General features: G+C 43.4%; 12 protein-coding genes. All 12 read right to left on the bottom strand.

Going from position 1 to position 13,329, the window contains the following annotated elements:
• Positions 1-143: 143 nt before the first annotated feature.
• A complete protein-coding gene (locus ACFO4R_RS09275; protein WP_379788816.1) occupies positions 144-1,310 on the bottom strand; it encodes an iron-containing alcohol dehydrogenase in 1,167 nt (388 codons plus the stop codon).
• A gap of 290 nt (positions 1,311-1,600) precedes the next feature.
• Positions 1,601-2,218, bottom strand: coding sequence for a hypothetical protein (locus tag ACFO4R_RS09270; RefSeq protein ID WP_379788815.1), 618 nt, complete (start codon positions 2,216-2,218; stop codon positions 1,601-1,603).
• 144 nt (positions 2,219-2,362) lie between these two features.
• The gene (locus tag ACFO4R_RS09265) at positions 2,363-3,007 is read right to left on the bottom strand and encodes an ABC-2 transporter permease (protein ID WP_379788814.1); all 645 of its coding nucleotides are present in this window, start codon (positions 3,005-3,007) and stop codon (positions 2,363-2,365) included.
• 12 nt (positions 3,008-3,019) lie between these two features.
• Entirely contained in the window at positions 3,020-3,742 is a 723-nt protein-coding gene (locus ACFO4R_RS09260; protein ID WP_379788813.1) for an ABC transporter ATP-binding protein, read from the bottom strand.
• A 243-nt stretch (positions 3,743-3,985) separates the two neighbouring features.
• Complete coding sequence (locus ACFO4R_RS09255) at positions 3,986-5,584, bottom strand: ATP-binding cassette domain-containing protein (RefSeq protein WP_379788812.1); 1,599 nt, start codon at positions 5,582-5,584, stop codon at positions 3,986-3,988.
• A gap of 108 nt (positions 5,585-5,692) precedes the next feature.
• On the bottom strand, positions 5,693-5,950 hold the full coding sequence (locus tag ACFO4R_RS09250; protein WP_379788811.1) for a hypothetical protein: 258 nt from the start codon (positions 5,948-5,950) through the stop codon (positions 5,693-5,695).
• Positions 5,943-6,371 (bottom strand): hypothetical protein, encoded by a 429-nt coding sequence (locus ACFO4R_RS09245; RefSeq protein ID WP_379788810.1) that lies wholly within the window; start codon positions 6,369-6,371, stop codon positions 5,943-5,945. Before ACFO4R_RS09245 ends, ACFO4R_RS09250 begins: the two co-directional genes overlap by 8 nt.
• 601 nt (positions 6,372-6,972) lie before the next feature.
• Positions 6,973-7,911, bottom strand: a complete 939-nt coding sequence (locus tag ACFO4R_RS09240; RefSeq protein ID WP_379788808.1) for a hypothetical protein — start codon at positions 7,909-7,911, stop codon at positions 6,973-6,975.
• 190 nt (positions 7,912-8,101) lie between these two features.
• Positions 8,102-8,917 carry a hypothetical protein gene (locus tag ACFO4R_RS09235; protein ID WP_379788807.1) on the bottom strand — a complete coding sequence of 272 codons (816 nt, stop codon included), beginning with the start codon at positions 8,915-8,917 and terminating at the stop codon, positions 8,102-8,104.
• 966 nt (positions 8,918-9,883) lie between these two features.
• Positions 9,884-11,191 (bottom strand): sensor histidine kinase, encoded by a 1,308-nt coding sequence (locus tag ACFO4R_RS09230; RefSeq protein WP_379788806.1) that lies wholly within the window; start codon positions 11,189-11,191, stop codon positions 9,884-9,886.
• Positions 11,178-11,906: a LytR/AlgR family response regulator transcription factor gene (locus tag ACFO4R_RS09225; protein ID WP_379788805.1), complete on the bottom strand. Its 729-nt coding sequence runs from the start codon at positions 11,904-11,906 to the stop codon at positions 11,178-11,180. The genes ACFO4R_RS09230 and ACFO4R_RS09225 overlap by 14 nt, the downstream gene beginning before the upstream one ends.
• Before the next feature lie 185 nt (positions 11,907-12,091).
• Positions 12,092-13,093, bottom strand: coding sequence for an NAD(P)H-dependent glycerol-3-phosphate dehydrogenase (locus tag ACFO4R_RS09220; protein WP_379788804.1), 1,002 nt, complete (start codon positions 13,091-13,093; stop codon positions 12,092-12,094).
• Positions 13,094-13,329: the final 236 nt, after the last annotated feature.

Below are 13,329 nucleotides of genomic sequence, written 5' to 3'. Positions count from 1 at the left end.
AAGGAAACTACTTTCCTGAATCAGGTACGATCATCTTTCCATACCTGAGAAGACCTTCCTCCTAAGCCGGTCATTTTTTCAGTGTTTTCTTTCCCTTTTATTTTGTCAACTTGAGAAAACACCCTTCTATGAAACCCTCTTGTCTACAAACAACGTTCAAAAATCTTCTTGATATCTTCCTTGCCCAAAGGTTTAAACCCGGCCAAAACTCCTCCTTTGCAAGCCTTCTGTGACATCTGCTCGAAATGCGTATCGTCGATCCCGACCTCGGAGAGCCTGCTCTTAAGACCCAAGGTCCGAAAGAAGAAGGTGCTCAACTCCTCGATCGCACGTTCCGCGACTTCCAGCGGCTCAAGCGAAGCATCAATACCGAACACATTGACCCCGAACTGATAGAACTTGGAGACCCTCGTCTCATCCAAGCAGTACTTCATCCATCTCGGTGTCAGGATCGCCAATCCCAAACCGTGAGTAATGTCATAGTAGGCGGACAAAACATGTTCCATCGGATGGCAACTCCAAGCCTGTTGTTTTCCTCCGTTAATAAATCCGTTGATCGCCCAGCTCGATGCCCACATCAGATTTGCCCTCGCCTCATAGTTCTCAGGTTCCCTAAGTGCAATCGGGGCATATTTGATGACGGTCCTCATCAAGCCCTCCATCACGGTATCGAGCATATATAGATCCTTATTCATATTGAAGTAGACCTCAAAAATATGCGAAAGGATGTCCGCCGAACCGCAGGCTGTCTGATATTCATTGACTGTGTAAGTCAACGTGGGATCGAGGAAGGACACCTTGGGAAATACATGGTCGGAGTAACGTGCCAGCTTGTCGTTGGTTTCCATATTGCTGATTACCCCGCAGGAATCCATTTCCGAACCCGTAGCAGAGAGAGTAAGGACCGTGATCAGCGGCAGAGCCTTGTCGATCGGTGCTCCCGCAACGAAAAAATCCCATGGATCATCGTCGGTGCAAGCACCCGCCGCAATAAACTTCGCCGCATCGATGGTCGAACCTCCGCCTACTGCAAGCACCACATCAATGTCATGTTGCTTGCAAAGACGAGCTCCCTCGCGAACCGACTCGATCCTGGGATTGGGTTCGATCCCCGCAAGCTCAAAAACCTCCAGATTCGCCTTCTTCATCTCTTCGAGCAGGAGATCATACAGACCGCTCTTTTTGATAGAGCCTCCCCCGTAAGACAGCAAAACCTTCTTTCCGCACTGCTTCAATTCTTCTCCCAAATGACACAACTGTCCTTCTCCAAAGTACACCTTGGTCGGGACGTGATACACAAAACTTTTCATTTCAAGCCTCCTCCTTCTTTACATCTCGCTCCGTGATATAACACTATTATTTGTTTGAATTATGGATATCGTCACTTCGTACTCCATAGGAGATAAAACGAAATTTTCTTGCCCGTAAAATACATAGAACTATGGATATCTCTATTTTTTGACCGCGAAAAATCGTCTTATCGTCTACGTTCACAGATTGTTTATATCCACACTCAAACTAACAAGAACGGTTTCGGAAACTTTGTTTTTCGTGTGAAACCGTTTTTCCTCTCTCTAAATTATGAGACATCTCTCCAACATTAAGGTCTCTGTTCTTTTCCTCCCCATTCAACGACAGAAAAACCTCTTCTCTCAAAACTCCGAAGCTCCTGTTCCTCCACAGAAATCGGAGCATCCAAGGGTTGATATACCATAAACACTCTCAATATACTGTCGGGAGAAGGTTCTATGGAAAGTTTCGCCCTCTTTGTATACTCTTCTCCCTGAAAACATATAAGATTATAAGCATTCTCTTTCATCCTCGGCAACCAGTATACGATGAATTCGTTGTACTCCCTCGGTGTAAGTCCCAGAAGCGATAACTTCTCCCGCAAAAATTCAGCAGTATCTTCGCCTTTTACCACAAAACCCCTGCTCATCTCATACCTGTGGTCGTCCTCGCCTTCCCAAAACAAGTAGGAATACTCCATCCCGTCATCGGAGGAGATCAAGGTCCCGTCCGGTCGTGCCTTTACCCTCCAGCCTTCCCTGTACTCGGGATAGCTTAAAAGCAGATCTCCCTCATAATCAAGTTTGACCTCGACCTGCATTTCTCTATCCGGATAGAGATAGACCACAGGTTTTTCTGCCTTTTCCTCCTTGGCACAGGCCGAAAGAAGAAGCACAACAACACAGATCATCATCTTCAACCTTCTCATAAGATCCTCCCTTCTCTTTCACTCTATCTTCCATTGCAACTCTCACATCATTTACAAAAAATAGCCTGGACTCCATTTTTTCTTATACCCGTACCTTATGAAGAGCATTTGTTTGACAGAGCATTCTTCAAACAAATGCCCATATTACCTTCTTCTTTTCAATGACATTCTTTTCTTCTGCTTCTCTCCGAGTATTTTGAACACTAAACCATTCAAAGCAACTACCGACAACAAAAGTACAACGGATACGGTCGTCAAGCCGGATCCGGATACAGTATAAAAAACACCCTTTCTGAACTTAAACAAGACCATCATCAAAGCCATGATAATAAACGACGTGAACTGCGTTTTCGAGTAGTCAAAGCTGTAATTCAAAACGAGATAAATACTGTTGTAGAAGATCAAAAAACTCGCCATAATCAAATTCACAGACAAATTGAAGTATATCTCTCTACCCCAAATGACATTTACTGCAAAAAAGATGAGATTGGATAGGATCAGACCTGCAATGATACATCCGTAGGAAACGATATTCTTCTCAAGGATCAACTCCTTTCTCCCTATGGGGAGAGAGAGCAAAAAAATTCGCGTCGAGCTCTCGTCTTCCATATAGCAGAGTTTTCCTACTATAAACGAAAACAATAGACTTGGAGACATCAACAAAGATACTGCGTAATATTCGGCTCCCTCCACTATGATACAGGAGAACAAAGCGGCTGCCGCCACACCGATCAAGCTGTTTTTTCTGTTCATTATGAAATATTTTCTCAATAAACTCCTCAAAGCCATTGATATCCTCCCTTATACGCTGCGATTGATAAGTTCATTAAAACTCAACTTCTCTCTTTCCGGCTCATCAGCAGAACATCGGTAGACGATTTTCCCATTGTTCAAAAAAATCAACCTGTCCGCGAGTTTATCCATATCTTCCGATATGTGTGACGAAAAAAGAATACCGGAAGAAGTCCCATCGACATACTCTCTCAACATCTCTAAGACTTCCGCCCTGACTGCAATATCCAACCCCGATGTGATCTCGTCCAAAATCAAAAGTTTGGGGCTATGTGCCAAAACCAGACACAGAGCATACTTGACCTTCATTCCCTTTGACAATTCCGACATAAGGCTCTTTTCATTCAGATTAAATCTTCGGATCACATCTTTGTAGGATCTGTCATTCCAACGTTTATAGAAATCTTTGTAGAAATTTGTTATATTTTTCAAACTCTCTTTTCCGAAAAAGTCGGGATACTCTCCTATGTAGCCGATATTCTCCTTAAAAGTGTTTCGATTTGAGGCGACGATATCAACCCCTTCAAACAAGATTCTCCCTCCGTCTTCATTCAGGATCCCTGCCAAAATTTTCATAGCCGTGCTTTTTCCGCTTCCATTCTTCCCTATAAATCCGACAACTTCTTTTTCTTCGATTGACAGATCGATATCCTTCAATTCAAACTCGCGGTACCGCTTGCTTAAATTTTGTGCTTCCAATATTTTCATAACATTCATTTTCTCTCCCGCCATCCCCCTTTCACATTCTTGATAGAAATCAATATGCCGGGTTTGTTTTACCTATCTTTATAAGGACATACCCTCAAGGCTAAAAGATTCTCTTTATATTGTTTTGTAAGATAGAGAAGTTCCTTCAAATGAAAATGTTCAAGAATTTGTTTCCCCTCAAAGGCGGCTTCATGTCACTTTTTGAATTATGCAACATTCCCTCAAATGTATTTGTGTTCGGTGGAATCAACGAACTGCCCCTTCCGTCTAAGCAATCCTTCCTCCCAAATCTATGATCTCATCCGCCTTCTGTCTGATCTCATCGTTCAGATGATGCGTGATCATAACCACCGTCATATCACTGTCCAAGACCGCCCCTTCGATCATTCTCGCTGTATTGGCATCCAAGTTGGCGGTCGCCTCATCCATAAACAACACCTTTTTTGAAAGAGCCAAGGTCCTCGCAAAGGCGATCCTCTGTTTCTGTCCTCCGGAGAGGTTTTTTCCATTCTCTTCGATCGGATATTCTCCACCCAACTCCTGCATACCGACCCGCTCCAACAGTTCTTCCACCTTAGCGGAGTCGTTCCCGGTCTTGATGTTTTCCGCCATACTCTCCTTGAACAGGAAACTGTCCTGACTCATATAGGCGATGGTATCGTAGAGCGTATCGCCCTTGTTTTTGGCTACTCCGTCGATGAGCACCTCTCCCTCATAGTCCTCTACCTCGCCCAAGATCACCTTCAAAAGCGAACTCTTTCCACAGCCGCTCTCTCCCGTCAGCACATACTTCTTCCCTTTTTGAAAGCGGATGTCCTTCACGGCTATCTCCTTGTTTTCGTACAGGATCTTCAGGTTCTCCACCCGGATCTCCTCGATCTGCACAGAAGAAGGCAGGATACTTTCTTCACCGATATCCTTCTTTCTTCGGAGGAAGGGTTTTGTCAAATGACTGCTGTAAAACTCCTCGATCTCCCCAAACCTGCTCTGATAAAACTCCTTGCCGGACTTGTAGAAGGTGTAGTTGGTAAGCAGAAGTTGGGAGGCATCCCCCACCAAAGGTACGATCCCGATGACCGACAACAGCGTGCCTACCGCCACCTGCCCCTGAACGACCATATAAGAGGTCAGACCAAGGACCGTCAAAGTCAGAATGTTTCCTGCAAAATTCAGCACTGCCGTCATCTCCGCCGCAAAGATATCCACATCGGTGACGGCTTTTGCATACGACTCGCTCACCTTCTGTGCCCTTGACATAAACTTGGGCAAAGAACAAGTGGACACAAAGACAAAAAATCCCGTCAACAGCTCCGTCATCTTGCCCAAGAACTTCTCCTTCTCCGACTGCGAACTTGAGATCGCCATCGAAAGACGTTTGGAAAACAACTGCGGAACAAAAATCATCCCCACGGTCAATATCGCCGAGATCACAAATACCATGGTACTGATCCTCCAAAGCGCACCGAGTGCAAAAAAGATCAAAGCCAAACTGTAGGTCACATCGATCAACTTCCCAAAAAGGAGACCCACCACTTGAGGAATATCGTTGACATACATCGAAGTCCTCTCTCCGACCGTCTTGCTCTTAAACTTTGAATGACTGATACTTCGGTAATGATGACTTACTCTGTCATTGAGCTGTCTTCGTATATAGTAACTCGATACCTGCTGCGAATAGAGTTTGAAACACTGAAGACCGCGCTCGGCAAGATAGAGGCCCAATAAGATCAGGACATTTTTCTTCAAAGTGTCGAGATCGTCCGTTACCAAGGTAGACAGTTTGCTCATCAGATAGATCGTCATCAAGGTTTCCATTACAGTCATCAAAAAAGTGAACTTTACCGAATTAAACTTCCACAACTTCATAGTTTTCTCTCCTTGTCTATGTACCTCCTCTCCAGTCGAAGAGGAGGAAGATCCGTCTTTTATTTTTGTCACTTAATGCCACAGTTCCTCGGATATAGCGCTCATCTCTCAGGCAAACAACGCGTAGAAACCGTACAGCAGGCAAAGCGCGATCATAACGTGATATATCGCCTTCTTCCCGAAAGAGTAGGATCTCCTTACCTCGATATCCCTCCAATAAGCTACTCCGATAAGAACAAGGTAGGTTGCGGTAGCCAGCTTTTGATGGAAATAAACACTGTGGAAGAGCTGCATCAAAAGCAAAAGCAGGAGGATATTATACAGTACCGCCATCCCTATAGGCACCTGTATCTTTTTGCTATTCATCGATAACTCCTTTCTCCTCCAACACCTGTTTTGTGATAAGGTCGATCCCTTCTTCCGAGATCGAAACAAAGGCAGGTATATCAGCAATGTTGTACTCGATCTTAAACCGATCCGCCTCTTCCTCGCTCATAGCACCGATATCGAGATAATACCTCTTCGTGCCCAGCGACTTGGCGAACCGATGCAGACTTTCGCCGTTTGTCAAACACGGCTCACAAGATGCGGAACCGATGTAGATCACGGCGGGAGAAAGATCCGATATTACTCCTCCCATCTCGTCCAAGGTCAGGACCTCATACTCCTTCATCAAAAGAAGATGCCTTTCTTCCTCGGACAGAGTCAGCTGATAGATCAAGCAGGAAAGAACGATCCCCGAACACAAGAGGAGTAAGGCCGAAAACACTTTGTCTTTTTTGTTCATATTCGCCTCCTTAAACATACCCTATGGGTTTAGGACGTTGTTATAAGCCGAAACCGCACAAAGGGATCTCTTGCTTTATGCGACACAAAAACCTTGTGACATCCATACTTATACTATGATCTATCAGAATTGACAGGTTGAATGTTTCAAAGCATAGGATCATCCAAGTTGTTTTTTTGGCAGTGACAAGTCTGTATATTAGGCATTTCAAACGGAGAATAGTACTACGAGGATATTATCCTTTGCATAAAACCGGTTTTTCTCTGTGTTTCGATTTATGCGGTATCTTCCTAAAACATCCGGAACACTTCGACCTTATCAAGAACACGTCCACAATAACAGATTTTCAAAATAATCCGTTGCATTTATAATAATATATAGTTTCTCCCCCGTCAAGTTCGTAACATTCCTGTAACCTTTCTCCCATCTTATCTCTACAAGAGCTGTGCCCAAGTAAAATTTTCAATCGATTTTTTTACGGGAATTTTATACTGTTATCTATTAAAATTGTCCGGTCGCGAAGTTTAAATTCTACGATTGCTCAAAACCTTTTTGGTAGACATATATTCCGTTTCCTTGATATTTTAAACGGAGAATAGTATTAATCCGCAAGTGTTGCTCCGGACATTCGGTACTTATCCGCTGCTTCCCCAAGCTCCTTCTCATCCATGATCGAACCGCTTAAAAAATACTCTATGGGAATCTCCTTCAATTCCTTCTTCGTATCGTAGTAGCGTATCACGGGAGAAACATAAAAGACATCGTACCCTTCCGGCGCTTTTGTGAATTCCACCCTCAACTCCCCGACACTTCTCGCCCCGATCTTCAAGCCCTTTGCAGAATCACTCTCCGTCGTTCTTCCTCCATCACCGAGGATGAACTTGGCCTTAAAATCTTCAAAGTGTCTCAGATCCACTTCTTCGAGAACAATATCCTCCTGTGTATCATTACCAAGCTCTGCCAAAAAATCCTTCAGACCCGTTCCGAAGACAGCTGCCGAAACGGACTTTAAGACGAGATCTCCGTCCTTATTTTCATCCCCCGACACCGGGAAAAAATACAGACTTCCGATGTCAAACTCCCTATCGTCGATTCTTATGCGATTTACCTCATAGGTCGCAGCATCCGTCTTGCCGTTCAACTTATAAAAGATATCCAGATTGAACAGTCGGGCATCTTTGTTCCTTGTTCCCGTATCCATAAGTTTATAACTGACGACCTCGATATCATCACTCACAAAACTCACATCCGGGAAGGTTTGGACTAAGACCTGTTCGCCGATCCCAAACTTGGACAGAAGACTTCCAAATATCCCGTTGTCGGAGACGACCTCCTTCTTCTCGAACCTATCGTCATAATGATAGAGGATCAAGCTCAGACAAATTCCGTTTTTATCCCCTTCAACTGCCTTGATATCCCCATAACTCTTGAGAAAAACGAGCTTCATATCCTCCTGAGCCTTGGGTGCACAGGAAGTTATACAAAAAACCGCCGTAAGCCAAAGAACAAAACATAGACTTAGCCATCTTGCCTTTTTCATAAATCGCCACCTCCATAGATAAGTTGCAAAACCGGTTTGTATTGATTAATTTATAAATATATTATACAATATTTAAATAATTTATTAATTTTTTATATTTTATTCTTTATATTGTTACTAATAATTCCCTTTGAAAAATCCCAAGAACTTTTATCTTGGGATTTTGACAAATTCAAACAGATAGTATCCCTTATTCGGTTTTAGAGAAAGGAACTTCGGAAACCTCCAAACTGAATCTACCTTTGGGATCTCCTTCCTCATTCTGAAAGTCGATATCATACTTCCCTTCTTTTGCCTCGTTTACCGTAAACTCGCCCGTATCATTCGGACCTACAACAAAATATACTTCTTCATTGTCAGGAGTAAAGATGGTGACCTTCATTTCTATCGGTCTTTCATTTTTCACACTCATCTTATAGGCGATATTTCCTTCCGTTTGATACCAATATCTTCCTCCGGTATCAATGCAAAAGTTGTCCATCAAAAGATGAGATTTTTTATCCGACTGTTTTTTCTGTTCCTTATTCGGCTTTGGTTTTTTGTTTAAAAAAGGAACCTCGGAAACCTCCAAACTGAATCTGCCTTCGGGATCTCCTTCCTCATTTTGAAAGTCGATCTCATATCTTCCTTCCTTTGCATCATTTGTCGTAAACTCGTCTGTATCATTCGGACCCACGAGAAAATCAAACTCTTCATTGTCGGGAGTAAAGATGGTGACCTTCATTTCTGTCGGTCTTTCATTTTTCACGCTCATCTTATAGGCGATATTTCCTTCCGTTTGATACCAATATCTTCCTCCGGTATCAATGCAAAAGTTGTCCATCAAAAGATGAGATTTTTTATCCGACCGATCCAACTCCTTGCTTACTTGACGGTTTTGGAATTGCTCCGTTTTCTGTCCTTCAGATGTAGAAACACCTAAACTTTGAGATGTAGCTCTAAAAAAAAGACCTGCACCCGCAAAAAGAGCAACCATAAAGAAAACGATCATTATTTTTCTTTTCATACCACCTCATCCCCTCTAATCAATTAAGGAAATACCACACAAAGGTACACAGCGTTTCTGCTCTTAATTTACAGATAACAAAAATCCCATGAAACGTATGGTTTTAAGAAATATATACCCCTCTTATAACACCGATTTCATACTATTTTTCAATAGAAGTGTGGATATATCTATTTTTCGATGACGAAAAACTATGTTGTCTTCTATGGGTCACAGATTGTTTATATCCACTGTTCAAAAGAATAGTAGTGTCAATATGTCTTTTTAAATGATGCAGTGTCTCCTTAAAAGTTTGATTCTGATACTCTAACCGATACAGTTCCTTCCGGAACACCATCCGGCGTCTGGAAATCAATGGAATAACTTCCCCTTGGTCTATTATTTCCCTCGTATAATAAAGTAAAGTATAACAAGATATTTTCTTTCCCTTCAGACTACTCCTCACGTTCTCTACCCTCTTCTGATGATCCTATCTTACCATATCTTTATTTATATTTTTTCTTCGATGGAAGAATTAGCTTATTCGAGGGAATTTCCGGAACGGTTCTACTTCTTCACTTCTATAATCGCATAAAAAAAGAACTTCTTCGGCTTGTTGTTTCGACTTGATACTATTATCTCCTGTGGATACGGTTCAAATCCCGCACCCGTTTTAGACTGCCCTCATCTCGTACACACTAACGCTTCCGGCAGTTCTCTCAGAATAATATTAACGTTCGATAAACAGTCCGTTGAAGTTCAGATATTCGGACTATGGGACACTTCCTTCAGGAGTTTCTTCGCTCCCATTCGTTTTTTTGATCGTCAAGAAAAGTAAGCCCTATCCGTATATCATACCGTTCTCCGAATGTACGAAAAGATCCGCCCCTATAAATACAAGAAACCGTTCCGAAATTTAGGGGATGCAAGCCGTTTGTATCGACGATTCAAACGGATGACAGCATACGACTCGCGCTTCCGTCTTTTCTACCCTTCTTTGGAAGGAGGTACCTTGTAGGGCAGGATCAGGAAAACGGAAAAGGTATCTCCAGCATAGCTCACTTCCATCTCTCCTCCGTACTTATCAACGATCCTTCTTATATTATTGAGCCCCATTCCGTGTTCGCCTTGTTCTTTTTTAAGCGTTAGGAGTCTGCCTTTTTCCTCACGGATCCTTCCATCGAAGCTGTTATCCATAAACACCATCAAGGTTCCTTTGCTCTCCTTGACGGCAAAGGAAAATAGCTTGGGTCCCTTCCCCATCTTCTCCAAAGCGATTATTGCGTTGTCGAAGAGGTTGCCGAGGATCACGATCAGGTCATAGGCGAGGATGTTAAGCTCTTTCGGGATCGCTACGTCCGTTCTGACATCCGCACCCGTTTTATGGATCTCCTTCAGTTTAAGGTTGGAGATACTGTCTACGATAAAATTTCCGGAGCTGATTTGTCTCCTATCTCCCTCCATCTGTTGCAAAACAGAGCGGAGATACCCTCTTGCCTGTTTTCCTCCCTCGGTTTGATAGAGGGAGTCGATGTAGAGGAGGTGGTTTTTCATATCATGTTTGAGAGCTCTGATCTCCGAGAGAGAACGGTTGATGATCTCGGTCTGATTTTCGTAGGCTTCCGTCTGCAATTTCAGTGTGACCGCCTCATTGCGGATCAGCATAAAGGAATAGATCTTTTCTTCCGTAAGATAGACCAATGCGTTGACAACAATTACAATCATACTGCTGATAACGATATGAATCAGGGTGAGAGAATCTTTCTCCAGAGATGTAATAAACAGGTACAAGGTCCCGATCAGTATCAGCATATCGATCAGATAGTAGTAGTTCGGGATGCTCTTTTCCTTCTTGATGATCTTTCTATAACGATACATCAAGTAACAGACCGCGACAGTTATCACCCTTGTTATAATAATGCCAAATATTGAATCAAACTTCATATGTTCAACAATATCCACCTCAAAAAAACCTATCGATCCTACAATCAAAACCTCTAAGATCAACAACACAAAGTAAGAGCTTATAATTCTTATGCTACGTTGAAGGATCTCGGACTTATAGTGAAGCGACAGTATAAAAAAAGAGGGTATATTTAAGACCAAAAATCCCACAGGCCGTCTTATAAACCAAAACACTACAATAATAAGGATCGTATAGATCCCGTAAGACACAAGTTCCAAAAACGCTCTATAGTCTTCCCTCTTCTCGGAAAAAACACTCCGAAACAAGAGAAAGACACTCAAGGAATGTAGGGGTGTCGTTAAAAGAAATACCAGTTCATAGGTTGACATCACGGACCTCCCTCCCTCTTATCGCCTGCATCTCGTAGAGGTCTTTGATCCGACCCTTGCTGACGGGGATCACCTTCCCGTTAGTCATCGTTACCTCCTTGCTGTCGATCCGTTCGATATAGTCATAGTTGACAATATACGATACGTGAGTCGATACAAAGCTTGCCGGCAGTTGCTCCAATACTGATTTGAGCCCGGCATAAAAATACTCTTCTCCCGTAGTCGTAACGATCTTCATCCTCTTCAGGTTATTTTCAAAGTAAAGGATCTTCTTGACAGGCACCCTTCTCGTCTCTCTTGAGACCCTATACTCAAAGACCTCATTGCCCTTCTCGAGAAGTTTGGCTGCAAGCTCGATACACTTAAACAGCTTCCGGCTGTCGATGGGCTTACGCAGAAAATTCAGCGGTTGAACATCGAAGAGTTCCTGTTCATAGCCTTCCTTTGACGAGATGAACACGATTTTGGTGATATAATCGTCCATTTCTCTGCGTATCTTACGGGCAGCACCGACTCCCGTCATCGTTTCAAGTTCGATATCGAGAAGGATGATGTCGAAGGAGTTACCCTGTTCCAGGTAGGTTACCAAAGTCTCTGCCCGATAAAAAACTTCCACTTCCATATCAAGGTGAAATACTCCTCGATACTCCTCAAGTTTCTTCTCCAAATCGGCACACAGGGCCTTATCGTCATCACAGATCGCGATCCTAAGCATTGGGGGCCTCCTTCTCAAATCAATATCTCGTACTATTGTTCCTTTGTTTTATTCTAACAAAAAAAGCGTATGTTTACAATGTTTCTACTTTTGTAAATATACGCTCTTATATTCTTATATGAAGAGATCAAAGAACAGTCAAAAGCAAGTCCGAGCCTCCTTCAATCTTTTATAGATAACAGGAGCTAAAAACGCTCCACTTCGTGTTTTTTCTCCCTACCCATAAGGGCTTTGACGGAATCTCTCACTTCACTGCCTTCAAAGAGTACACTATAGATCTCCTGTGTAATGGGCAGTTCGACTCCTCTTTGTTTCGCCATTTCTCCGATGACCTTTGTGGCAATGATCCCTTCGACAACCATATTGATCTCTTTTTGTACCTCTTCCAGCCGATAGCCCTTGCCTACGAGGATGCCCGCCCTTCGATTACGGGAGTGCATGGAGGTACAGGTCACGATAAGGTCTCCCACTCCTGCAAGACCGCGGAAGGTCTCGACCTTAGCTCCCATATTTACTCCGAATCTCGTGATCTCGGCGATCCCCCTCGTCATGATCGCCGCCTTGGTATTGTCTCCAAAGCCCAGGCCGTCGACCACTCCGATGCCGAAGGCGATAATATTTTTGAGAGCTCCTCCGAGCTCCACTCCGACGACATCTTCGTTGACATAGACCCTCATATAGTGATTGGAGAAGATGTCCTGGATCTTTTCGGCGATCTCAAGCTTTTCGGATGCACAGACCAAAGCGGTCGGCATCCTGAGCATGACTTCTTCCGCATGAGAGGGGCCCGAAAGAACGGCGAAGGGATGATTCGGAAGGATCTCCTTGGAGATCTGTGAACAGGGGGATCCCGTTCCCTTCTCCAACCCCTTGGACACATTGACGATGACGGCATCTTTGCTTACCAGAGCCTTGATGTTCTCCATGGTTTCCCTGTTGCCTTGAGAAGATACCGCCAATACGACTACACCGGCACCTTCCAGGGCTTCGTCCAAAGAATTGGAGTATTTTAACGCTTCGGGAAGGACCTTATCGGGGAAGTAACGAAGATTTTTTCCCGTCGAGAGGGTCTCTTCATACTGCTCCTTCCTCCTCATATAGAGGACGACATCATGGCCGTTGTCGACCAGGGTAACCGCCAAAGCCGTTCCCCAGCTTCCCGCTCCTATCACACAGATTTTTTCCATCTTTCTTCTCCTTATCCTTACGTATTTCGTCTGTTGTTTATTTAGGAAGTAGTGCACAAAGATACAAAATAGTTTTTTCCGTTGTTTCGCAAGATATAGAAAGCCTCTGATACTATTGTCTATTTAAAGTGACTACCTGAGTACTTTGAAGCATACGATCAATCCGAATCGTTTTCCGGTAATAATATATTCTATGACCTGAGATTTCAAACGAAAAATAGTATAAGCGATCCTTT

It is taken from the genome of Filifactor villosus, assembly GCF_042652965.1.
In the GTDB taxonomy this organism is placed as follows: Bacteria; Bacillota; Clostridia; order Peptostreptococcales; family Filifactoraceae; genus Filifactor; species Filifactor villosus.
The sequence above is the reverse complement of the archived record's forward strand: the minus strand, read 5'-3'. Positions and strand labels throughout refer to the sequence as shown.

What these genes read in the sequence shown, in the direction of transcription:
- ACFO4R_RS09275 (WP_379788816.1), bottom strand. Translation starts at nt 1,310, where the DNA reads ATGAAAAGTTTTGTGTATCACGTCCCGACCAAGGTGTACTTTGGAGAA.
- ACFO4R_RS09270 (WP_379788815.1), bottom strand. Translation starts at nt 2,218, where the DNA reads ATGAGAAGGTTGAAGATGATGATCTGTGTTGTTGTGCTTCTTCTTTCG.
- ACFO4R_RS09265 (WP_379788814.1), bottom strand. Translation starts at nt 3,007, where the DNA reads ATGGCTTTGAGGAGTTTATTGAGAAAATATTTCATAATGAACAGAAAA.
- ACFO4R_RS09260 (WP_379788813.1), bottom strand. Translation starts at nt 3,742, where the DNA reads ATGGCGGGAGAGAAAATGAATGTTATGAAAATATTGGAAGCACAAAAT.
- ACFO4R_RS09255 (WP_379788812.1), bottom strand. Translation starts at nt 5,584, where the DNA reads ATGAAGTTGTGGAAGTTTAATTCGGTAAAGTTCACTTTTTTGATGACT.
- ACFO4R_RS09250 (WP_379788811.1), bottom strand. Translation starts at nt 5,950, where the DNA reads ATGAATAGCAAAAAGATACAGGTGCCTATAGGGATGGCGGTACTGTAT.
- ACFO4R_RS09245 (WP_379788810.1), bottom strand. Translation starts at nt 6,371, where the DNA reads ATGAACAAAAAAGACAAAGTGTTTTCGGCCTTACTCCTCTTGTGTTCG.
- ACFO4R_RS09240 (WP_379788808.1), bottom strand. Translation starts at nt 7,911, where the DNA reads ATGAAAAAGGCAAGATGGCTAAGTCTATGTTTTGTTCTTTGGCTTACG.
- ACFO4R_RS09235 (WP_379788807.1), bottom strand. Translation starts at nt 8,917, where the DNA reads ATGAAAAGAAAAATAATGATCGTTTTCTTTATGGTTGCTCTTTTTGCG.
- ACFO4R_RS09230 (WP_379788806.1), bottom strand. Translation starts at nt 11,191, where the DNA reads ATGTCAACCTATGAACTGGTATTTCTTTTAACGACACCCCTACATTCC.
- ACFO4R_RS09225 (WP_379788805.1), bottom strand. Translation starts at nt 11,906, where the DNA reads ATGCTTAGGATCGCGATCTGTGATGACGATAAGGCCCTGTGTGCCGAT.
- ACFO4R_RS09220 (WP_379788804.1), bottom strand. Translation starts at nt 13,093, where the DNA reads ATGGAAAAAATCTGTGTGATAGGAGCGGGAAGCTGGGGAACGGCTTTG.